The organism is Streptomyces sp. NPDC002537, from assembly GCF_053594975.1.
Genome location: NZ_JBSFWT010000034.1, coordinates 16513 through 37204, shown reverse-complemented (window position 1 = coordinate 37204; position 20692 = coordinate 16513). Strand labels below are relative to the sequence as shown.

At 72.2% G+C, this 20692-nt stretch carries 21 protein-coding genes; 8 read left to right on the top strand and 13 right to left on the bottom strand.

The window, feature by feature from the left end; genetic code table 11:
- Positions 1–55: 55 nt before the first annotated feature.
- The 6 genes from ACWD4A_RS17470 to ACWD4A_RS17445 all read right to left on the bottom strand — a co-directional run bounded on the left by ACWD4A_RS17470 (position 56) and on the right by ACWD4A_RS17445 (position 5753).
- Positions 56–430 (bottom strand): GntR family transcriptional regulator, encoded by a 375-nt coding sequence (locus ACWD4A_RS17470; protein WP_451194713.1) that lies wholly within the window; start codon positions 428–430, stop codon positions 56–58.
- Positions 431–511: 81 nt separating this feature from the next.
- Positions 512–2365, bottom strand: coding sequence for an asparagine synthase (glutamine-hydrolyzing) (gene asnB, locus ACWD4A_RS17465; protein ID WP_451194711.1), 1854 nt, complete (start codon positions 2363–2365; stop codon positions 512–514).
- A gap of 220 nt (positions 2366–2585) precedes the next feature.
- Positions 2586–3050, bottom strand: coding sequence for a hypothetical protein (locus ACWD4A_RS17460; RefSeq protein ID WP_451194710.1), 465 nt, complete (start codon positions 3048–3050; stop codon positions 2586–2588).
- Positions 3051–3240: 190 nt separating this feature from the next.
- A complete protein-coding gene (locus ACWD4A_RS17455) occupies positions 3241–5235 on the bottom strand; it encodes a carboxyl transferase domain-containing protein (protein ID WP_451194708.1) in 1995 nt (664 codons plus the stop codon).
- A 56-nt stretch (positions 5236–5291) separates the two neighbouring features.
- Positions 5292–5414 carry a hypothetical protein gene (locus tag ACWD4A_RS17450; protein ID WP_451194706.1) on the bottom strand — a complete coding sequence of 41 codons (123 nt, stop codon included), beginning with the start codon at positions 5412–5414 and terminating at the stop codon, positions 5292–5294.
- Between the two features lie 36 nt (positions 5415–5450).
- On the bottom strand, positions 5451–5753 hold the full coding sequence (locus ACWD4A_RS17445) for an MmcQ/YjbR family DNA-binding protein (RefSeq protein ID WP_451194773.1): 303 nt from the start codon (positions 5751–5753) through the stop codon (positions 5451–5453).
- 138 nt (positions 5754–5891) lie between these two features.
- On the opposite strand from ACWD4A_RS17445, the gene ACWD4A_RS17440 reads away from it, so the two are divergent.
- Complete coding sequence (locus tag ACWD4A_RS17440; RefSeq protein WP_451194705.1) at positions 5892–6950, top strand: helix-turn-helix domain-containing protein; 1059 nt, start codon at positions 5892–5894, stop codon at positions 6948–6950.
- A 451-nt stretch (positions 6951–7401) separates the two neighbouring features.
- Here ACWD4A_RS17440 and ACWD4A_RS17435 read toward each other — a convergent pair whose 3' ends face one another.
- Both ACWD4A_RS17435 and ACWD4A_RS17430 read right to left on the bottom strand, forming a co-directional pair.
- Positions 7402–7887: a DUF402 domain-containing protein gene (locus tag ACWD4A_RS17435; protein WP_451194703.1), complete on the bottom strand. Its 486-nt coding sequence runs from the start codon at positions 7885–7887 to the stop codon at positions 7402–7404.
- Between the two features lie 150 nt (positions 7888–8037).
- Positions 8038–8913, bottom strand: coding sequence for an esterase/lipase family protein (locus ACWD4A_RS17430; RefSeq protein WP_451194701.1), 876 nt, complete (start codon positions 8911–8913; stop codon positions 8038–8040).
- 474 nt (positions 8914–9387) lie between these two features.
- On the opposite strand from ACWD4A_RS17430, the gene ACWD4A_RS17425 reads away from it, so the two are divergent.
- From ACWD4A_RS17425 to ACWD4A_RS17405, 5 genes are all read left to right on the top strand, one after another.
- Positions 9388–9903, top strand: a complete 516-nt coding sequence (locus ACWD4A_RS17425; RefSeq protein WP_451194700.1) for a hypothetical protein — start codon at positions 9388–9390, stop codon at positions 9901–9903.
- Positions 9904–9987: 84 nt separating this feature from the next.
- Entirely contained in the window at positions 9988–10830 is an 843-nt protein-coding gene (locus tag ACWD4A_RS17420) for a DUF4097 family beta strand repeat-containing protein (RefSeq protein ID WP_451194698.1), read from the top strand.
- An 81-nt stretch (positions 10831–10911) separates the two neighbouring features.
- The gene (locus tag ACWD4A_RS17415; RefSeq protein ID WP_451194696.1) at positions 10912–11886 is read left to right on the top strand and encodes an ATP-binding cassette domain-containing protein; all 975 of its coding nucleotides are present in this window, start codon (positions 10912–10914) and stop codon (positions 11884–11886) included.
- Positions 11883–12671 (top strand): ABC transporter permease, encoded by a 789-nt coding sequence (locus ACWD4A_RS17410; protein ID WP_451194694.1) that lies wholly within the window; start codon positions 11883–11885, stop codon positions 12669–12671. The genes ACWD4A_RS17415 and ACWD4A_RS17410 overlap by 4 nt, the downstream gene beginning before the upstream one ends.
- A gap of 167 nt (positions 12672–12838) precedes the next feature.
- Positions 12839–13864 (top strand): DUF3533 domain-containing protein, encoded by a 1026-nt coding sequence (locus ACWD4A_RS17405; protein ID WP_451194693.1) that lies wholly within the window; start codon positions 12839–12841, stop codon positions 13862–13864.
- 26 nt (positions 13865–13890) lie between these two features.
- Here the strand turns inward: ACWD4A_RS17405 and ACWD4A_RS17400 are convergent, their stop codons facing one another.
- The 3 genes from ACWD4A_RS17400 to ACWD4A_RS17390 all read right to left on the bottom strand — a co-directional run bounded on the left by ACWD4A_RS17400 (position 13891) and on the right by ACWD4A_RS17390 (position 16233).
- Positions 13891–15000, bottom strand: a complete 1110-nt coding sequence (locus ACWD4A_RS17400; RefSeq protein ID WP_451194771.1) for a serine hydrolase domain-containing protein — start codon at positions 14998–15000, stop codon at positions 13891–13893.
- Positions 15001–15193: 193 nt separating this feature from the next.
- Positions 15194–15409, bottom strand: a complete 216-nt coding sequence (locus ACWD4A_RS17395; RefSeq protein WP_451194691.1) for a DUF397 domain-containing protein — start codon at positions 15407–15409, stop codon at positions 15194–15196.
- Entirely contained in the window at positions 15406–16233 is an 828-nt protein-coding gene (locus ACWD4A_RS17390) for a helix-turn-helix domain-containing protein (protein WP_451194770.1), read from the bottom strand. Before ACWD4A_RS17390 ends, ACWD4A_RS17395 begins: the two co-directional genes overlap by 4 nt.
- Before the next feature lie 494 nt (positions 16234–16727).
- Between ACWD4A_RS17390 and ACWD4A_RS17385 the strand changes: the two genes are divergently transcribed.
- Positions 16728–16994: a hypothetical protein gene (locus tag ACWD4A_RS17385; RefSeq protein ID WP_451194768.1), complete on the top strand. Its 267-nt coding sequence runs from the start codon at positions 16728–16730 to the stop codon at positions 16992–16994.
- 126 nt (positions 16995–17120) lie between these two features.
- Positions 17121–18014, top strand: coding sequence for a terpene synthase family protein (locus ACWD4A_RS17380; protein WP_451194689.1), 894 nt, complete (start codon positions 17121–17123; stop codon positions 18012–18014).
- On the opposite strand, the gene ACWD4A_RS17375 is transcribed toward ACWD4A_RS17380, so the two are convergent.
- Together ACWD4A_RS17375 and ACWD4A_RS17370 are read right to left on the bottom strand one after the other, a co-directional pair.
- Entirely contained in the window at positions 17994–19703 is a 1710-nt protein-coding gene (locus ACWD4A_RS17375; protein WP_451194687.1) for a dipeptide ABC transporter ATP-binding protein, read from the bottom strand. The two genes, ACWD4A_RS17380 and ACWD4A_RS17375, sit on opposite strands and share 21 nt — an antisense overlap.
- Positions 19700–20692: an ABC transporter permease gene (locus ACWD4A_RS17370; protein WP_451194686.1), complete on the bottom strand. Its 993-nt coding sequence runs from the start codon at positions 20690–20692 to the stop codon at positions 19700–19702. Before ACWD4A_RS17370 ends, ACWD4A_RS17375 begins: the two co-directional genes overlap by 4 nt.

Below are 20692 nucleotides of genomic sequence, written 5' to 3'. Positions count from 1 at the left end.
CGGCCGCCGGGGGCCGGATACCGGCCGCGTGTCGTGGGTCCGGGCGGGGCCCCGGTCAGTCCCCGTACACGGACCGGAGCGCGGCCACGGCGGCGGCCGTGGCGGCGTCCCGGTCGAGCCCCAGCCGGTGCGCCCGCTGTGCGAACGCCTCGGCGGCGGCTGCCGTTTCACGTGCCGCCGCGTCCCCGGGCGCCGCCACGAACGTGCCGTTCCGCCCCCGCGTCTCGATGACGCCGTCCGCCTCCAGCGCGCGGTACGCCTTGGCCACCGTGTTCGCGGCCAGGCCCAGCTCCTCCGCGAAGCCGCGGACCGTGGGCAGTTTGTAGCCCACGGGCAGGACGCCGGAGCGGGCCCGTTCGGCGATGCCCGCGCGGATCTGCTCGTAGGGCGGTTCGGCCGCGTCAGGGTCGACGGTCAGCTGCAAGGCCACGGTGGGACTCCCGGGTGGGCGAATGATGTCACGGTGTGTCGCCTATTGTGCGTCAGGGAGTCCCGCCGCGCGCGTGGGGTGCTACAGCTCGACGGACGCGCCGTGGGCGGTCAGCCAGGTGTCGAGGCTGAGGACGAGCTCCGTGGTGGACTGGAAGGACTCGCCGGTGCCCCGGTCCAGGGAGTCCTTGACGGCCGCGGTGTCCAGGAGGTCGTGCACGGGCGCGTCGGTGTCGGCGAGCACGCGGCGCAGCTCCTCGCGGAGGACGCCGGGGTAGCGCGGGTCCTGGGTGCTGGGGTAGGGGCTCTTGACGCGGTCCGCGACGGAGGCGGGGAGCAGGTCGCGGGTGGCGGCGCGCAGCAGCGACTTCTCGCGGCCGTCGAAGCTCTTCATCGCCCAGGGGGTGTTGAAGACGTACTGGACGAGGCGGTGGTCGCAGAAGGGCACGCGTACTTCGAGGCCGGTGGCCATGCTGACGCGGTCCTTGCGGTCGAGGAGCAGCTGCACGAAGCGGGTCAGGTGCAGGTAGCTGATCTCGCGCATGCGGCGTTCCAGGCCGGTCTCGCCGTCCAGGCGGGGGACCTCGGCGAGGGCCTCGCGGTAGCGGGCGTCCCGGTAGCCGGGCAGGTCGATCTTGCGGAGGAGGCCCTGGTCGAGGAAGTCGGTGCGGTCGCCGCTGCCGTCGCCGGAGACGGTGTCGAAGATGCGGGCGGTGAGCCAGGGGAAGGTGTCGGCGGCCACGGCCTCGGGGTCGTGGAACCAGCGGTAGCCGCCGAAGACCTCGTCGGCGGACTCGCCGGACAGGGCGACCGTGGAGTGCTCGCGGATCGCCTTGAAGAGCAGGTAGAGCGAGGTGTCGACCTGTCCGAAGCCGACCGGCAGGTCGCGGGAGCGCAGGACGGCGTCGCGGTGGCCGCGGTCCATGAGGTCCGCGGTGTCGAGGACGATGTCGGCGTGGGTGGCGTGCACGTGCTCGGCGAGTGCGTGGGCGAACGGGCCGTCGGGGGTGCCCCGCAGGTCGCTGGCCTTGAAGTTCTCGGCCTGGCCGACGAAGTCGACGGCGAAGGAGCGCACGGGTCCGTGGCCGCCGTCGGCGAGGCCCTGGGCGGCGAGGGCGGTGATGATGGAGGAGTCGAGTCCGCCGGAGAGCAGCGTGCACAGCGGGACGTCGGCGACGAGCTGGCGGGAGACGATGTCCTCCAGCAGCTCGCGGACGGTCTTGACGGTGGTGTCGAGGTCGTCGGTGTGCTCGTGGGACTGGAGCGCCCAGTAGCGGCGTTCGGTCAGGCCGCCGCGGCGGACCCGTACGGTGTGGCCGGGCCGCACCTCGCGCATGCCCCTGTAGATGCCGTGGCCGGGCGTCTTGGTGAACGCCAGCATCTCGGCGAGGCCCTCGGCGTCGACGACGGGGCGGACGGAGGGGTGGGCGAGGACGGCCTTGGGCTCGGAGCCGAAGAGCACGCCGTCGGGGGTGGGGTAGTAGAAGAGCGGCTTGACGCCCATCCGGTCGCGGACGAGGAGGCACTCCTCGGTGCGCGGGTCCCAGATGGCGAAGGCGTAGATGCCGTTGAGGCGCTCGACGAAGGACTCGCCCCATTCGAGGTAGGCGTGGAGCACGACCTCGGTGTCGCTGGTGGTGCGGAAGGTGTGGCCGCGGCCCTCCAGCTCGGTGCTCAGCTCACGGAAGTTGTAGACCTCGCCGCTGTAGGTGGTGGCGACGAGGGTGCGGCCGTCGTGCTCGACGAGCATCGGCTGCCTGCCGCCCTCGAGGTCGATGATGGACAGCCGGCGGTGGCCCAGTGCGGCGTGGGTGTCCAGCCATACGCCGCCCGCGTCCGGACCACGGCAGACCTGGGTCTGGTTCATCGCGTCGAGCGTGCCGCGCGCGGTCGTGAGGTCCTGGTCGTAGGCGATCCATCCGGTGATGCCGCACATGCCTGCGGTGTCCCCCTTCACTGGGCCGTCGGCCGCGTGTGGCTGCCGGAACGGCACTCCCCATATGTGATGGCTCCTGGCGTGTTTCGCGTGCGAGCCATGAAGATCACACTACGCCCGAATAGATGCAACCACCATGAACAGAATCACGCCACCGTGGAACAAGCCAACGACCTGCGGTGACGCACCGCAGGTCGCCATGCGCCAATATGACGGTCCGTCAATTCAGGAAGTGGAACGTTGGTTCCGGATGCATCGGGCTGCCCGCAGGGGGGCACGGGCTCGTCGGACGCGGCCGGGGCGCGGCCGGCTCCCCGGCCACTCCTCGACCGGCGGCACGGTGAAGGCCTCCCCGTGGCCGCGCTTGAGGTCGAGGACCTCGGTGACGTACCAGCCCGCAGTAGGCGTCCAGCGCCCGGCCGGGCTCGACGCGCAGGGTTAAGTCCGGGTGCGAGGCGGTGAGTTCGCGCAGCCCCGCGCTGTGAGTGGGCCAGTCGAAGCGGGTGTGCGGGCGCGCGCAGCCGACGGCCATGCCGCCGCCGAGGTTGACCCCGGTCAGGCCGATGCCGTGCCGGACGGCGAGGGCAAGCAGCGTGACGGCCAGGCCCGGCCGGGCGGCGGCGGGCAGGAAGCCTTCGACGACGGAGCCGGTGGGGCTGCGGGCGAGGAAGTGACGACCTTGCACTCGGTGCGAGTCTTCACGCCTGCGGCGGGGCGCCTTTCGGGGGTATTGGGGGCGGGCGTCCCCGGCACCCCGGGCGGGCCGGCTGCCGCGGTCCGCGGTCCGCCCGACAGACCCTGGGTCAGGCGCACCTCACCTTGCCGATCGGCGCCGAACTCCCGCCCGCTACACGCTGCTTGCCCCTGCGGCATCGTCACCCCGGCAGCCCGATCCTCCGATAGCGTGCCCGACGGCCGGACAGCCGTTCCTTCTGGTCGCGTGCCGCGAGCCCGGCGAGTTCGGCCCCGAGGACCGTGCCGAGCCGCGGCAGGAAGTCGTCGTCCGGGCCTTCTTCCTGGTCCTCCTCCACGACGACGTCCACGATCCCGTTGGCCAACAGGTCGGCGGACCGCACCCCTTGCCGGTCGGCGACCTCGTACGCCCGCTCCGTGGTCCGGTACAGGATCGCCGAGGCCCCTTCCGGCGGGAGCGGCGACAGCCACGCGTGCCGGGCGGCCACGACGCGGTCGGCGGGCAGCAGGGCGAGCGCCGCGCCGCCCGCGCCCTGGCCCAGCAGCAGGCAGAGGGTGGGCGCGGGAAGCGTCACCAGATCCGCGAGGCACCGGGCGATCTCCCCCGCCAGCCCGCCCTCCTCGGCGTCCCGCGACAGCGCGGCCCCGGCGGTGTCGATCACGGTGAGCAGCGGGAGGTCCAGCTCGGCGGCGATCCGCATGCCGCGCCGGGCGGCGCGCAGCCCGGCCGGTCCGAGCGCCTGCCCGGTGCCGGGCACGGCGTGCCCGCGGCGGTCGTGCCCGAGCACGACGCAGGGCGTACCGCCGACTCTGGCGAGCGCGAGCAGCAGCCCGGGGTCACGCTCACCCGCGGCCGTGCCGCTGAGCGGCGTCACCTCGGTGGCGGCGGCCGCGAGCAACTCCCGCACACCGGGACGGCCGGGCAGCCGGGAGCGCCGGATCGACTCGGCGGTCCCGGCAACCCCGACTCCGCCCAGGGCGAGCCACCCGGCCTCCCCGGCGGCGAATGCCGACTCAGGGGCAGTGGCCCCTCCCCCACCGACAGAGCCCGACTCCGCAGCAACGGCAGGCGGCCCGGCCTCCCCGGCCACGGGGCCGACATCCCCGGCCCCCGCCCCTCCACCGGCAGGCACCGGCCCGGGGACAACGGGCCCTCCGCCATCAGCGAAGCCCGCATCCCCAACGGCAGGGCCGCTGCCCCCAGCCCCCGCCCTTCCAACGGCAAGCGCCGGCCCCGGGACAACAGGCCCTCCCTCATCGGCGAAGCCCGACTCCGCGACGCCGGAGCCCGCGTCCCCGGCGACCGCTCCTCCCCCCGGAGCGACGAAGTCTCCCCCCGCTTCAGCGGACGCAGTGGAGGAGGGCGGCTCCGGGGCGGCAGCCCCGGGCTCCCCGGTGGCAGAGCCACCCCCCGTGACGGAGTCGCCCCCCGCCGCGGGAGCGGAGGCCGCGACCGGCCCGGCCCGGCCGGCATCCGTGGTGGCGGGGGCGGCCACGCCCGCCAGCACCGTCAGCGCCCGCGCCGCCACTTCCGAGAGGCGTGCCGCAGGCAACACCGCGTCCACCAATCCGTTGGCCTCCAGGTTCTCCGCCACCTGGACGCCCTGCGGGAACTCCTCGCCGTAGAGGGCCTGGTGGACGCGTGGGCCGAGGAAGCCGATGAGGGCGCCCGGTTCGGCGGCGGTGAGGTGGCCGAGCGAACCCCACGAGGCGAGGACGCCGCCGGTCGTGGGGTGGCGGAGATAGACGAGGTAGGGCAGCCCGGCGGCCTTGTGGTCGGTGATCGCGGCGGCGACCTTGACCATCTGCAGGAAGGCGACCGTGCCCTCCTGCATCCGCGTACCGCCCGAGGCGGGCGCGGCCAGCAGCGGCAGCCGCTCGGCGGTGGCCCGCTCCACGGCCCGTACCAGCCGCTCCCCCGCCGCCACCCCGATCGACCCGGCCAGGAACCGGAACTCGCAGGCCATCAGGGCCACTCGGCGCCCGGCGATGCGGCCCTCGCCGGTGACGACGGACTCGTCCAGCCCGGTGCGCCCGCGAGCGGCCAGCAGGTCGGCGCGGTACGCCGGGTCGGTGGTGGTCACCTCCACGGGCTCGTCCCAGCACCGCCAGCTGCCGGGGTCGACCACGGTGCGGATGAGGTCGAGGGCGGACGTACGGGGGCTGTTCGCAGTCATGCGATCACCCTGCCACGGGGGCGGCGCCGTTTCGAGGGAGTCGGGCGCCACATGGCTCACTCCCCGGACACGGACACGGACACTTCCCGGCGTATACCGCCCGGCAGGGCCCACGGTTCGAGCGTGCCGTCGAGCAGCTCGGCGAGGAACTGGACGGCGCCGATGAGGTCCTCGTCCATGCCGTCAGGTTGCCACGGGGCACTGACAACCGGGGTTCAGGCGCCCGCGTCCGCCAGCCGCTCCGGTGCCGCCTGGCGCCACGAGTCCACGACGATGTCGCGCAGTTCGTCCAGGTCCTCCAGCGCGGCCAGCCGCACCCGCACCCAGTGGGAGCCCGCCTCGTGCGGCGGCACCCAGAACTTCTCCGGTTCCGCCGCGATCAGTTCCGCGCGCTCGTGCTTGGGGCAGCGGACGGCGATGGACGTCTCGTCGTCGGGGACCGTGAGGTACATCTTCCCGGCGACGCGGAACGTGGGCATGCTCCACGCCTCCTTCTCCACCGTCTCCGGGAGGGACATCGCGATACGCCGGACATCGTCGGAATTGATCACGTCCCCACATTAGATCCCCACATCAGGCGCCGCGCCGAGGCCCCTCCGTCCCTCCCGTCGGGGCCGCGTACCGTGGGAGACCGGTGGACGGGAGGGCGGGGCCGGGTGGACGACGGAACGCTGGGTATCGGCGATCTCGCGCGCCTCGGGGGCGTGTCCGTGAAGACCGCGCGCTTCTACAGCGATCAAGGGCTGCTGCCCGCCGACGGCCGCAGCCCCGGCGGCCACCGCCGCTACACCCCCGACGCGCCCGAGCGGCTGCGCCGCATCCGCGAGCTGCGCGCGCTGGACCTGCCGCTGGACGACGTCTCCCGCGCGCTGGAGGGGGACGAGGCCCTGTCGGCCGCCCTCGCCACCCGGCTCGCCGACGTCCGCGACCGGCTCATCGCGCTGCGCTGGCAGGAATCCGCCCTGCACGCCCTCACGACGGCCCCGCCCGGGGAACAGCCCGCGCTGCTGCGCCTGTTCGGCTCCCTGCCGCAGCCGCCGACCACGGACGGGATCGTGGCCTTCTGGAAGCGGACCTGCCCGGTCGGTCTGCCGGCAGGACTGCGCGACGCGTTCATCGACACCCTCGTGCCCGAGCCCCCGCGCGATCCCTCACCGCGCCAGGCCGTCGCGTACGCCCGGCTGCACGCGTTCACCTCCGACGCGGGCCTCGCCGCCGAAGTGCGTCACAAGCAGTACGGAAGGCCGACGGACCACTGCGACGCCGCGGCGCTCTACGACGGTCTCCTCCAGGCGTACGCCCTCGCCGCCTCCGCCGTGGGCGCCGGCCGCGAACCCGCGCCGGGACCGGAACTGGACGCCTACGTCGGCGCGTACGGGCTGGGCCGCGGGGCGCGCGACACGGCCGGTTTCCGCGCGGCCCTGCTGCGGGACACCAGGTGGACGGCGGAGCCGCGCGTGCGGCGCTACTGGTCCCTGGCCCACGAGATGTCCCCGGACCGGGGAATCACGACGGGAGCCGCGCTGGAGTGGCTGCTCCGGGCGCTCGGCCGCTCGGTGGCGGCCACGGCGCCCGGCGGGGCCTCAGCGGCGCCCGCGGCCGGCGGCCAGATGGCCGTTGATCAGCTCGGCGGCCGTCCCGGCGTCGTCGACGGTGATGACGAAGCTGCTGCCGCGGGTGAGGGTGAGCCAGAGGGCGTCGCCCTCGCGGAGTGAGACGGCGCGGACGCCCGGCCTCCAGCGGTAGCCCCAGCCGCCCAGTTCGGTCGGTTTGGTCCAGCGGGCGTTCGCCTCCTGGACGGCGGAGAGCGGGATGCGCTTACGGAAGAAGGGGAAGACGGTCGAGGCCACCGTCACGCCGTCACGGGAGACGGTCACCTTGACGGCGCCCGTGGCGACGATGGCGACGGGCGCGAGCAGCAGCGGCAGGAACGTCGCCGCGTACACCTGGTTGAGGACCCCGGCCACGACCAGCGCGACCGCCAGCACCCCGCCGCCCACGACCATCCATCTGCTGGTCTGCGACCGGCACCACTCCGACACCCGGTCGGCCTTCTGAGCGGAACGACTCACGTGCGTCTCCTTGACCTGAACCGGCCGACAGGAGCGGCGGTTTCGTCCGTCTCACGCTAGAACGTACGCCCGAGCACCACAAGATTGGCTTCCGTCAGGAAACGAGGGCCGGGAGGCCACCGGCACGGGCCAGGGCCTCCAGTTCGTCCAGGGCCGCGCGGGCCCGGGACGCGGCGTCGGGGTCGCGGGACGCGAGGCCGCTCTCCTCGAACTCGTCCTCGTCCAGGCGGAGCACCGTGCCGCCGTCCGCCGAGAGCCAGAGGTCGAGGTCGAGGTCCTCGACGACCAGGGTGTCGCCGTCGACGGCGGCCGGGCGCGTGATGTCGCAGTACCAGCCCTTGAGGGTGCCGTCGGCGGACCGCACCTCCTTGACCGCGTACCAGCGGTCGCGCCAGTAGTGCTCGGTGAAGACATCGCCGGACTCGAACCGCACGAACCCGAAGTCCCTCGCCTCCACCGCCGCCCAGGGCGCGCGGACGACGAGGCGCGCGCCGTCGTCGCGGACGACGGTGGCGGGGTACCGCAACTTGGTCCGCGCCCTCTTGGTCAGCGTGACCGTCACGCCGCTGCCTGTCGTCAATGTGCCCATGGTGCCTTCAACTCCGTACACGTAGCCGTTCGATCCGGGCGCAGCTTCTCCCGGTACGGCGCCGCGGGTCCACAGGTTTTCCACGCGGCGGGGGCACCCGGGCCGATGACCGGGTGCCCCCGCCGTGTGCGCCGCGGCGGTTCAGCCGGTCAGCATGGTCCTGCACGTCGTGGGCGTCGCGTTCGCCGGGTCGAGCGCGTTGGCCGTCTCGTTGAAGGCCAGGCGGTCGATCGTGCCGAGGGTCAGGTGCATGGAGACGTCGACCGGGCAGAGGTCCTGGACGACGATGTTCCGCACGTTCGGGCCGGACAGGAACTGGGAGGTGTACGGGGTGACGACCTCGTCGTACTTGGTCGAGATCACGGTGTAGTTGACGCCGGGGACGGCGTCGCCGCCCTCGTTGAGGCGGCGCATGAAGTCCGAGCCGACGACCTGCTGGGTGAGACCGGGCGTGAAGGCCGTGAGCACACCGCGGGCGCCGGGGACCACGTCGAGCAGCTTGGTCAGACCGGACATGGTGGTGCCGTGGTTGTTGGGGGCGATGCCCACGAGGGTGTTCACCTTGGGAGCGCCGCCGAGGAACTTCAGGTAGTAGCGGGGCATCATGCCGCCCTGGGAGTGCCCCACGATGTCGACCTTGTCCGCACCGGTCCTGGCGAGCACCTCGTCGACGTACGCGCTGAGCTGCTCGGCGCCCTTCTCGATCGGGCCGAGGCCGTAGAAGGCGGGGATGCCCGGGATCTGGCCGTAGTCGAAGGAGTAGACGCAGTAGCCCTTCGAGACCAGGAGGGGGGCGAGGGAGAACCAGTTGTCGCTCTTGTTCTCCAGCGTGCCGTGCACGAGGACGACGGGGCGCGGGTGCGCGGCCGTCGGCTTGCACTCGGCATTGTTCCAGCCACTTGAGACCGTCGCGGCGTGGGCCGGGGCGGCCGTCGCGAGCGTCGGGGCGACGGCGGCCGCCAGAGTCAGCGCCAGTGCGGGCAGCAGGGCGCGAACGGATCTCCGGCGCAGCTTCATCTGAACTCCTCGCAGGTGGGGGGTAGTTACACCGATTCGGCACCGACAACGACGGTTACCGGCGCATTAAAAGAACGTAAACTTACTTGCGAGTAGGGTGCGGGGCGATTCTTGTTTTCGTCAAGCAAGTTGGTTGAATTGGTCGCCCTGTTTCCGGCCACGCCGGGTCATGGCGGACGGTGCGCACCGGACCCATGGCGGACGGTGATCGCCGGGCCGCGCGGGCGGCGGTGACGGGTGAGGGTGCGGCACCGCATGGCGCCACATGACATCGAGTGGCACCACCTGGCGCCACCCAGCGCCACTCGACGCCATTCCGCACCCCTGAAGACGCGCGGGCACCGCGTGGCACCACACTGAGCCAGGCCACCCCCTCCACGTTTCCGCAGGTCAGAGCGGCAACCCCTGAACTCGCCCCACGCAAGGCGCCATCCAGGCTTGCGCATGGCGCCATAGTGGTGCCACTATTGCGTCATGGACCTCACCCCGTATGTCGAGACCCTCCGCCGCGAACTCGCGGTGGCCGCCGAAGCCGGTGGGAAGGATGCTCGCGAGCTGGCCGAGCGGCTCACCGCTCCTCTGGAGTCGGCGACCCGTCTGACCATGCTCAATGTGCTCTCCGCCGCGATGGGCGAGATCACCCGCGAGCTCGCCCCCGGCTCGGTCGACGTACGGCTGCGCGGGCTCGACCCCGACTTCGTGGTGACGCTGCCGCCCGCCGACGGCGGCCCCATGGAGTCGGCCGCGCCCGTCGAACCGCTCAAGCCCCCGGCCCCCGCGGACACTGACGAGGGCGGCACCGCCCGCGTCAATCTGCGTCTGCCGGCCCACCTCAAGTCCCGTGCCGAGGAAGCCGCGAGCCGCGAGGGCCTGTCGGTCAACGCGTGGCTGGTGCGCGCCGTGTCGGCCGCGGTCGACGGCGGCACCGGGCCGCGCACGACGGAGAAGACCCGGTCCGTCGGACAGAGCTTCACGGGCTGGGTGCGCTAGCCGCACCTCCCTCCCGCACCACTCTCACCCACACCACGTCCCACCAGCGGGGACGCCCTAAAGACCCAAGAGGACGGGACAGCCATGCCTTCTTTCGACACTCCCGAAGCGATCTCGGTCACGGCGCACGTGGCAGCCGGTTCCCTCCAGTTCACCGCGGGCGACCGCCCCGACACCGTCGTCGAGGTGCGGCCCCGCGACCCGAAGAAGGACCGGGACGTGCGGACGGCCGACCAGACCGAGGTCACGTACGCGGGCGGAGTGCTGACCGTCAGGACGCCCAAGGCCGGCCCGTTCAGCCGCACCGGCGTCGTGGACGTGACGGTCGAACTGCCCACCGGTTCGCGCGTCGACATGACCGGCGCCTGGACCCAGGTGCTCGGCGAGGGCCGGCTCGGCGAGGTCCGTGTGAAGACCTCGTCCGGCGACGCCCGTTTCGGCACGACCGGCCCACTGCAGCTGACCGCGTCGCACGGTTCGATCACCGTGGACCGTGTCGAGGGCTCGGCCGAGATCACCACCAGCTCCGGCAGCCTGCGCGTCGGCCTCGTCGACGGCCCCGCCGTCCTGAAGAACACGCACGGCACCACGATCGTCGGCGCCGCGACCGGCGAGCTGCGGGTGAGCGGCGCCCACGGGGACATCGAGATCGGGCGCGCCGAGGGCTCGGTCACCGCCACCACCGCCCACGGAACCCTGCGCGTGGGCGAAGTGGCCCGCGGCACCGTCCAGTTGGAGACCTCCTACGGCGCCATCGACGTCGGTGTCCGCGAGGGCACGGCCGCCTGGCTCGACGTCAGCGCGGGCTCCGGCCAGGTGCGCAACACGCTCACCGCGTCCGGGGCCCCGGGGGAGGCCGAGGACACCGTCGAGGTCCGCGCCCGCACCCGGCACGGCAACATCGACGTCCGCCGCGCCAAGGCCTGAGCGCCACATCCTCAACAGACCCCGCCTTCCATCCACTTCAGCCTTCGAACGGAGGGCCCCATGCGCTCTTCTGTCATGCCCATGCCTATGCCGGGGCAGGGCGACGGTCACACGTCGCCGGCCGCCGTCTCCACCATCGGTCTGCGCAAGTCCTACGGCGACAAGACCGTCCTCGACGGCATCGACCTACGCATCCCGGCCGGATCGGTGTTCGCGCTGCTCGGACCCAACGGCGCCGGCAAGACCACCGTCGTGAAGATCCTGTCCACGCTCGTCACCGCCGACGGCGGGCAGGCCCAGGTCGCGGGCCACGACGTCGCCACGTCACCGCGGGCGGTGCGTGCCGCGATCGGTGTCACCGGGCAGTTCTCCGCCGTGGACGGTCTGATCACCGGTGAGGAGAACATGCTCCTCATGGCGGACCTGCACCACCTGCCCAGGCGCGAGGGACGGCGCATCGCCGCCGAACTGCTGGAACGCTTCGACCTGACGGAGGCGGCGAAGAAGCCCGCCTCCACCTACTCCGGCGGCATGAAGCGCCGCCTGGACATCGCCATGACACTGGTCGGCGGCCCGCGGATCATCTTCCTCGACGAACCGACCACCGGCCTCGACCCGCGCAGCCGTCACAACATGTGGCAGATCATCCGCGAACTGGTCTCCGACGGCGTCACCGTCTTCCTCACCACCCAGTACCTGGAAGAAGCCGACCAGCTCGCCGACCGCATCGCCGTGCTCAACGACGGCAGGATCGCCGCCCAGGGCACCGCGGAAGAGCTGAAGCGGCTGATCCCCGGCGGGCATGTCCGGCTCCGCTTCTCCGACCCGTCCGCCTACCGGAGCGCCGTCCTCGCGCTGCGCGAGGTCACCTCGGACGACGAATCCCTCACGCTGCAGATCCCCAGCGACGGCACCCAGCGCGAGCTGCGTTCCCTCCTCGACTGGCTGGACTCCACCGGCGTCGAGGCGGACGAACTGACCGTGCACACCCCCGACCTCGACGACGTGTTCTTCGCCCTGACCGGCTCCGACCAGCCGAAGGAGGCTGTCCGATGAGCTCCCTCCCCCTCGCCGTGCGCGACTCGTCCACGATGCTGCGCCGCAACCTCCTGCACGCGCGCCGCTACCCGTCCCTCACCCTGAACCTGCTGCTGACGCCGGTCATCCTGCTGCTGCTCTTCGTCTACATCTTCGGCGACGTGATGAGCGCGGGCATGGGCGGCGGCACCGGCCGCTCCGCCTATATCGCCTACATCGTTCCCGGCATCCTGATGATGACCATCGGCGGCACCGTCGTCGGAACCGCGGTGTCCGTCTCCAACGACATGACCGAGGGCATCATGGCCCGCTTCCGCACCATGCCCGTCCATCGCGGCTCCGTACTCATCGGACACGTCATCAGCAGCGTGCTGCAGTCGGTCGCCAGCGTGGTCCTCGTGGGTGCCGTCGCCGTGGCCATCGGCTTCCGGTCCAAGGACGCCACGGCCCTGGACTGGCTGGCCGCGTTCGGGCTGATGGTCCTGGTCGCCCTGGCGCTCACCTGGATCGCCGTCGGGATGGGCATGGTCAGCCCGAACGTCGAAGCCGCCAGCAACAACGCGCTGCCGCTGGTCGTGCTGCCCCTCATCTCCAGCGCCTTCGTCCCCGTCCACTCCATGCCCGGCTGGTTCCAGCCCATCGCCCGGTACCAGCCGTTCACGCCGGCCATCGAGACCCTGCGCGGCCTGCTCCTCGGCACCGGGATCGGCAACAACGGATGGCTCGCGGTCGCCTGGTGCCTGGCCCTCACCGCACTCGGCTACTCCTGGTCGAAGGCGGTTTTCAACCGCGACCCGAAGTAGCCGGGACGACCGCGCGGGCCACCTCCCTCAGCTCGTCCCGCCCGAGGGCGGCGTACCCCGACATCGTGTCGGGGTACGCCGCCCTGTGTGCCGTCGGGGCGGCGGCATGATCGCCCGAACGGCCCGTACCGCCTGCGGCCGCGCGCCGGAGCGCGCAGGCTCGGGGCATGGACAGCGACAGCCACGGCCTCACCTTCGCCGAGGAAGTACGGGAGGCGGTGACGGGCCGGGCCGCGCTGCTGGTGATCGGCACGCTGGTGCTCCAGCTCGCGTTCATCACCTCGTACGTCGGCGCCTTCCACTCGCCGAAGCCCAAGGACATCGCGCTCGGTGTGGTCGCCCCGGTGCAGCTCAGCGAGCAGTTGGTGGAGCAGTTGGCCGCGCTGCCCGGCGAGCCCCTGGATTCGAGCGCGGTCGCCGACGAGGCGACGGCCCGGCGGCGGATCCACGACCGCGACCTGGCGGCCGCCCTGGTCGTCGATCCGCGCGGCACCACCGACACCCTGCTCGTCGCCGGGGGCGCGGGCGCCTCGCTCGCGCAGGCCGCCGAGGCGGTCGTCACCCGCGCCGAGGCCGCCCAGCGGCGCTCGCTGAAAGTGGTCGACATCGCCCCGGCCGCCGCGGGCGACGCGCGCGGGCTGAGCTCCTTCTACCTGGTGGTGGGCTGGTGCGTGGGCGGCTATCTGTGCGCCGCGATCCTCGCGATCAGCGCCGGGGCCCGGCCCGCCAACCCACGGCGGGCGGGCTTCCGGCTCGCCGCGCTCGCGCTCTACTCCCTCGTCGCGGGCCTGCTCGGCACGGTGATCGCGGGCCCCGTCCTGGGGGCGCTGCCCGGCAGCGTCCTGGGGCTGTGGGGGCTGGGGGCGCTGGTGGTCTTCGCGGTGGGCGCCACGACGCTGGCCCTCCAGGGGCTGGCGGGGGTCGTCGGCATCGGGCTGGCCATCGCGATCGTCGTGGTCCTGGGCAACCCCAGCGCGGGCGGCGCCTACCCGTACCCGCTGCTGCCGCCCTTCTGGCGGACCATCGGCCCCGCGCTGCCGCCGGGCGCGGGCACCTGGTCGGCGCGCTCCATCGCGTACTTCCGGGGCAGCGCGCTGACGGGACCCCTGCTGGTGCTGTCCGCGTGGGCGGTGGCCGGGGCGGTGGTGACGATGGTCTGCGCGGCATTCCGGCGGAGCCCGGAGGAGCAGTGAGTCATGCGCCCCTCATAAGGCGCGGTTCAGCGGCACAAGGCCGTGTCCACGACGCTCTGGACGTGCTTCGCGACTGTCGCGTCGGCCGGGATGCTGGTCACCGCGACATTGGCGGCGCGGCCGTCCTCGGTGACCCCGCCCCGGGTCTCGTATCCCGGAATGTCACCACCGTGGCCCCAGTAGACACCGCCGCACGACAGCGGCGTGCTCACGAGCCCCAGCCCGTAGCGGACGCCGGGGCCCAGGTGTTCGGCGGGGACGGTGGTGCGCATCTGGGCGAGCTGGGCCGCCGGGAGGAGGCGGCCGGCCAGGAGCGCGGTGAAGAACCGGTTGAGGTCGGAGTCGGTGGAGATCATCTGGCCTGCCGCCCAGCCCCAGGAGGCGTCCAGTTCCGTGACGTCGCGCAGAGGCGCACCCGCTGAATCCCTGAAGTAGCCCTTGGGATGGGGTTCCCGGATGGTCATGTCACCGGGGGCGGGAAAGTAGGTGTGGCGCAGCCCGATGCGTTTGACGATGCGCCGGTCCACCTCCTCGGCGAAGGGGCGGCCGGTGACCTTCTGGACGATCAGGCCGGCCAGCACGTAGTTCGTGTTGCTGTACTCCCACTTCGCCCCGGGGGCGAAGTCCGCCTTGTGCTGAAGAGCGACGTCGAGGAGCTCGCGGGGTTCGAAGTACCGGTGCTGGATGTCGGCGTTTTTGATGTATTCGAGGTAGTCGGGAAGTCCGCTGGTGTGCTGGAGGAGCTGGCGGACGGTGATGTGGCGTCCGTCGATTCCCTCTCCACGGACGAGGCCCGGCAGATAGGTGTCGACCGGGGCATCGAGGCCGACCTTCCCTTCGCCGACCAGTTGCAGCACGACCACCGCGGTGAACGCCTTGGTGTTGCTGCCGATCCGCACCTGCCCGTCGACCGGTACCTTCGAGCCGGTGGCCAGGTCACCCACTCCCGCGATGTAGGAACGGGTGTGCCCCGTACGGTCCTTGACGCTCGCCAGCGCGGCGGGCACGCCATCGGAGTGGACCAGCTCGCTCAGCCCCTGCTGCACGGTGTCCGGCCTGGCGGCGGCGAACGCGGCGGGCGGCGCCAGGACCCCCACCGTCATGACGCCCGCGGCCACCGCGACCGCGGCCGACACGGCTCTGCGCCGACTGCCCTGCTGTCGTCCGGAAGAACGGAACCTGTGCCATGCCTGCTCGCTCACGAGTCAACTCCTACGGAATCGCTGGGTGATCAGTGGTATGTGCCGGTCCCAGCATTTCCGCATACGGCCGCTCGGGGCGAGCCTGCTGACCACACGGCTCCAGGTGGGGCTACCCCCCCCTTGCGCATCAGCCGAAGCGCTCGTCCTTGACGTTGCGTATGAAGTCGGCCCAGGTGTTGGTGGGGACAAGCAGGGTGGGGCCGTCGGGTGCCTTGCTGTCGCGGAGGGGGACCACGGGGAAGCCATCCGCAACCTGTACGCAGTCGCTCTGGTGCCCGCTGTAGATGCTCTTGCGCCACACGGCGTTGTCGAGATTCAGGGCTCGCCAGTCGGTGTGCCTCATTCGAGATCCTTTACGACGTACGAGATGAGGTCGCGCGACGATGCCGCGTCGAGCGCCGCCGACGAGAGCTCATCGAACATCCGGCTGTAGGTCATCAGGTCGGTTTTTCGCTCCAGTTGAATGTTACTCGTGTGGGATTCCGTGTACACCACGTCGAGATCGCTGCGAACGGGGAACCGGAGGATCGCGAACGACCCCATCAACCCGGCATGGGCACCGGCCGCGAAAGGCAGAACCTGCAAGGTGATGTGAGGCTCCTCCGACACCCGCAGAAGGTGGTGGAGTTGCTTGGCCATGGTCCCGGCCCCGCCGATCACTCGACGCAGCGCCGCTTCGTCCAGGACCGCCCACAGCTCGAGCGGATCAGCGCGGCGGAGGGTGGCGTTCTGTCGGGCGAGCCGGACGTTCACCAAAGCGTCCAGTGCGTCCGGAGGCGAGTCCGGCTGAAGCGCTCCGGTCACCGCGCGGGTGTACTCCGGCGTTTGGAGCAGGCCAGGGACCAGCATCTCCCGGAAGTTCCGCATGGAAGTCGCCTCTGCCTCAAGCGCGATGTACGACGCGTACCGCTGCGTGATCACATCGGAGTAGGGCGTCCACCACATCCGCTGCCTGCCCTCCCCGGCCAGGGTGGCCAGGGCCGCCCGCGTCTCCGGGGCGGCGACCCGATAGGCGTCCAGCACTGCCTCGACCTCGTCGGGGCGGATGCCGGAGCGACCGTTCTCCACCCGGCTCACCTTGGATTGATGCCATCCGAGGAGTTCGGCTGTCTCGTTGACCGTGATCCCCAAACCCTCACGGATCTGGCGTAGTTCGGCACCGAGCATGCGGCGGCGAACGGTGGGCAGCGCGGGCACTTCGAACCTCCCGGAGCGGCGGCGTGAGTTCACAGTGTCCCGCAAAGAGCGACGCATGCACTCAACATTCACGCGTTCATATGCACTTCCACGGATTGCGTTGCCGACGCGAGCGTGGGTGTGCATGCTACGTGGAGTGGCCCGACCGATGCGTTCAGCAACCGCGCCAGGGCCCAACAGAGAGCACCCGTATGCCCTGTCCCATGCCGAAGGCAGGAACAACTGACCCCGGCGACCGCTGACACGGCCCCGGGGCATGGCCAACGCTAAAGAGGAGCGTCGACATGCGTCACTTTATCTCCCGCTGCTTCGAGCGCGTACGGAAGGCATCCGCACCCGCACCCGGAACTCCGGACCTCCCCGTCAGCGAACCCCAACCCCCCGCCCCGGCAAAGCCACCCCGCTCCGGCCAGGCCCAAAGCAACAGCACCTGCGGTGTCTACATCTGGGCCACCGCCCATGGAATCGACCTCAAGCCCAGCTCTCCGCTCGCCTCCTGCGACTGCCACAGGCATCGGCCCTCACCGGAGACAGGGACGTTCGTCGTCGACACCCGCACCGACCGCGTCGGTCAAGTGATGGGCAGCGAAGGCCCGTACGTCCAGCTCCGCCCGCCGCACGGCGGCAAGGAATGGGAAGCGCGCCCCGACGCCGTGCGGCCGGTCACCCGTTCCGAGCTGCTCAGTGCCAAGGTGCGGCAGGTCAACGCCGCCGAACGCTGGGGGAAGTGAGCGCCCGGCCCCCAAAACGGCGCGCACCCACAAGCGCACTCCCCCGAGTGCTCCGACGAGCCGTGGTTCCCGTCCAGCGCCGGGTAGAACCTGACCGCCCCGGAAGCGCTACCCGGTGAGGAACGCATGCCCAGCAGCCCGCCGCCGGTCCCCGGTCTCCGCGTCAGCCCGTACGGACCGGAGGCCGCCGCGTTCATCGAACGGTGGGTCCGGCGGACGGGGCTCATCCAGTCCTTCTCCGCCCAGCGGCGGTTCCGGAGGGCGGGGTGCGCGGCGTTCGCCGCCCGCGTGATGCCCGACGCCGAGTGCGGGCGGTTACAGCGGGGGGCGGCCTGGCTGGTGTGGTTCTTCATCCTCGACGGGCGGTCGGAGGAGTGCGGGGCGGGCGGGCCGCCCCCGCCCTACGCCGACACCCTGCTCGATTTCCTGCCCGTGGGCCTCGTCCACGCCCCACCGCCGCGCACGGCTCTGGAACGGGCCCTGGCCGACGCCTGGCGGATGGTGGCCCCGGCGATGTCGCCGGAATGGCGGCACAGATTCCGTACGCACTTCGGCGAGTTCGTCGACGCCTGGCTCCTGGAGGCGGCGGGCCCGGTCCGGCCGCTCCTCGACCTCGTCGAGTACACGAGCGGGCATGAAGTCCCGCCGGAGATCGGCTCGTTGGAGTCATTCGGGGAAGTCACCCGCGCCGCGGTGCTCTCCTTCCCCGGCGAGCGGGCGTTCTCCCCCGAGTTCCTCGCCTCCCGCGCGGACGCGCTCCGGACCGCGCGCGCCGCCCTCGAGACGGACCTGGCCCGCGAGGGCCTCCCGTGCGGCGCCACGTCCTACGCCGCCGCCCTCGCCGCCTGGCTGGACGGCCTGCCCCGGGGGCCGGAACGAGCGGCGGAGGACCGCAGGCTCAGCCTCACCGAGGACATCACCGGCTCCCCCGTCGACCTGCTCCGTCCCCGGCGTCCCGCGCCACCGCCCGTCCCCTCCGCGGGCGGCGGCGCGGGAGCCCTACATGGTGGCCGCGAGTAGCTCACGCGTGTAGTCGGCCTTCGGGCTGTCGAAGACCTCGTCGCGCGGGCCGCTCTCCACCACGCTCCCGGCCCGCATGACGGCGACACGGTCGCAGAAGTGGCGTACGACGGCGAGGTCGTGCGACACGAAGAGCAGGGAGAGCCCCAGCTCGTCGCGGAGGTCCATGAGCAGGTTGAGGACCTGCGCCTGCACGGACACGTCGAGCGCGGACACCGGCTCGTCGGCGATGATCAGCCGGGGGCGGAGGGCGAGGGCCCGCGCGATACCGATGCGCTGGCGCTGGCCGCCGGAGAACTCGTGCGGGTAGCGGTCCAGGTGGGCCGCGTCCAGCCCCACCTGGCCCAGGAGTTCGGCCGCTCGCTCGCGGCGGGCCGCCGCGTCCAGCCCGGTGTGCACGCGCAGGGGCGTGGTCACGATCTGCTCGACCGTGCGGCGCGGGTTGAGCGAGGCGTACGGGTCCTGGAAGACGAGCTGTACGTCACGGCTCAGCGCCTTCCGCACGGCGGGCAGGCCGATGTCCTGCCCGTCGAACCGGACACTTCCGGCAGTGGGCCGTTGCAACCCCGCGAGCACCCGCGCCGTCGTCGACTTCCCGGACCCGGACTCCCCCACCAGCCCCAGGGTCTCCCCCTGCCGCACCCGCAGACTGACGCCGCGTACGGCCGCGACGGCCTGCGCCTTGCGCCCCCAGAGGGTGCGGCGCCCGGGAAACTCGACGGTGAGGTCGACGACCTCGGCCAGCACCGCCCCGTGCACGGCGGGTCCGGCACCGCCGGAATCCACCGCGGCAACGGTACGGATCGGGTTCGGGTCCGGGTCGTCCACCGTGGGCAGCCGCGACCCCGGCACCGTCGAAAGCGTCGGGGCCGCGCCGATCAGGGCGCGGGTGTACGGGTGCGCGGCATCCGTGAGCAGCTTGCGGGTGGGGCCCTCCTCGACAGCCCGTCCCGAGCGCATGACCAGCATGCGCGAGCACGTCTCGGCGACCACCCCCACGTCGTGGGTGATCAGCAGCACCGCCGTACCGCTCTCCTCGACCAACTCCCCGAGCAGGGACAGCACTTGACGCTGCACCCGCGCGTCCAGCGCCGTCGTCGGCTCGTCCGCGATCAGCACGTCCGGCGTGTTGATCAGCGCCATGGCGATCATGACGCGCTGCCGCATGCCGCCGGAGAACTGGTGCGGGTGGTGGCGGGCACGGGCGGCCGGGATGCCGACGCGGTCGAGCATCGCGACGGCCTTCTCCCACGCCTCGCCGCGGCCCGCCCCGGCGTGGACGCGGTACGCCTCCGCCAGTTGCGCCCCCACCGTGTGGAAGGGCGACAGCGCGGCGAGCGCGTCCTGGAAGACCATGGCGATCCGCGCGCCGCGCAGCCCGCGCAGGGCGGAGTCGGGCGCCCCGACGACCTCGGTGCCGCCCACGGTGACGCTGCCCGTCACCGTCGTGCGGGCGGGGTCGTGCAGCCCCATCGCGGCGAGCCCCACCGTGGACTTGCCGGAGCCCGACTCCCCCACCAGCCCGAGGACTTCGCCGCGGGCGAGCTTGAAGGAGACGCCGTCCACGGCCGTGACCGCGGAGCCCCTGCCGGTGAAGGAGACGGTCAGATCACGCACTCGGAGTGCCGACGACGGCGCCGGAGCCTGTGCCGGTGTCGTGCCGGTCCCCGTGCGGAGCACCTGTGTCATGCGAGCCTCACCCTCGGGTCGAGCCATGCCACCACCAGGTCGGCGAGGGCGACGAAGAGCACCACGAAGAAGGCGGCGAGCAGGACCGTGCCCACCACCGTCGGCAGGTCGTTCTGGACGACGGAGTCGACGGCGAGCTTGCCGACGCCGCCGAGCCCGAAGACGGTCTCGGTGATGAACGCCCCGCCGAACAGGGCGCCCGCCTCCAGCCCGAGCAGTTGCACCAGCGGCGCGGCGGCGCCGCGCGCCGTGTACTTCGCGTGGGCCCGCAGGGCGCTGAGCCCCTTGCCGCGCGCGGTCCGCACATACCCCTCGTGCATCGTCTCCAGCATCTGGGAGCGGGAGAGGCGGGCGAAGACGGCGGCGTTGACGAAGCCGAGGACGAGCCAGGGCAGGGCCAGCCCGGCCGCCCAGGCGGCGGGGTCGTCGGCGAAGGGCGTGTAGCCGGGCACCGGGAGCGCGTCCGTCGTGTAGACGAGCAGGTACTGGAGCGCGTAGCCGAGGAAGTAGATCTGCACGCTCGCGCCGACGAGGGTGAAGCCGGACAGCAGCCGGTCGGTGACCGTGCCGTGGCGCAGCGCGGAGACGAAGCCCGCGCCGATGCCGAGGACGACGATCACGGCGAGGGCGCCGCCCGCGACGGACAGGGTGACCGGGAAGCGGTCGCCGATGGCGTCGAGGACCGGCTGGTGGAGGGTGTAGGAGTAGCCGAGGCAGGGCGCGGAGCAGTCGATGGGACTGCCGTCGACGTCGGCGATGGTGCGGCCGGCGACGAGTCCGCGGAGGTAGTCGGTGAACTGCCCGGCGATCGGCTGGTCGAGTCCCATGCTGTGGCGCACGGCCTCGACCTGCGCGGTGTCGCACTTGGGGCCGCAGGCGATGAGCGCCGGGTCGGAGGGGGCGGCGTAGAAGAGCCCGAAGGCGACGGCGGTGATCGCGAGGAGCACCGCCGCGGCCTGGACGACGCGCCGCAGCACATAGGCGGTCAC

Excerpts from the sequence above, each read along its gene's own strand:
- ACWD4A_RS17380 (WP_451194689.1), top strand. The coding sequence starts at position 17,121 with ATGCCCAGCAGCCCGCCGCCGGTCCCCGGTCTCCGCGTCAGCCCGTAC.
- ACWD4A_RS17375 (WP_451194687.1), bottom strand. The coding sequence starts at position 19,703 with ATGACACAGGTGCTCCGCACGGGGACCGGCACGACACCGGCACAGGCT.
- ACWD4A_RS17395 (WP_451194691.1), bottom strand. The coding sequence starts at position 15,409 with ATGAGGCACACCGACTGGCGAGCCCTGAATCTCGACAACGCCGTGTGG.
- ACWD4A_RS17405 (WP_451194693.1), top strand. The coding sequence starts at position 12,839 with ATGGACAGCGACAGCCACGGCCTCACCTTCGCCGAGGAAGTACGGGAG.
- asnB (WP_451194711.1), bottom strand. The coding sequence starts at position 2,365 with ATGTGCGGCATCACCGGATGGATCGCCTACGACCAGGACCTCACGACC.
- ACWD4A_RS17430 (WP_451194701.1), bottom strand. The coding sequence starts at position 8,913 with ATGAAGCTGCGCCGGAGATCCGTTCGCGCCCTGCTGCCCGCACTGGCG.
- ACWD4A_RS17425 (WP_451194700.1), top strand. The coding sequence starts at position 9,388 with ATGGACCTCACCCCGTATGTCGAGACCCTCCGCCGCGAACTCGCGGTG.
- ACWD4A_RS17415 (WP_451194696.1), top strand. The coding sequence starts at position 10,912 with ATGCCTATGCCGGGGCAGGGCGACGGTCACACGTCGCCGGCCGCCGTC.
- ACWD4A_RS17420 (WP_451194698.1), top strand. The coding sequence starts at position 9,988 with ATGCCTTCTTTCGACACTCCCGAAGCGATCTCGGTCACGGCGCACGTG.
- ACWD4A_RS17450 (WP_451194706.1), bottom strand. The coding sequence starts at position 5,414 with ATGGACGAGGACCTCATCGGCGCCGTCCAGTTCCTCGCCGAGCTGCTC.
- ACWD4A_RS17445 (WP_451194773.1), bottom strand. The coding sequence starts at position 5,753 with ATGTCCCTCCCGGAGACGGTGGAGAAGGAGGCGTGGAGCATGCCCACG.
- ACWD4A_RS17410 (WP_451194694.1), top strand. The coding sequence starts at position 11,883 with ATGAGCTCCCTCCCCCTCGCCGTGCGCGACTCGTCCACGATGCTGCGC.
- ACWD4A_RS17390 (WP_451194770.1), bottom strand. The coding sequence starts at position 16,233 with ATGCTCGGTGCCGAACTACGCCAGATCCGTGAGGGTTTGGGGATCACG.
- ACWD4A_RS17455 (WP_451194708.1), bottom strand. The coding sequence starts at position 5,235 with ATGACTGCGAACAGCCCCCGTACGTCCGCCCTCGACCTCATCCGCACC.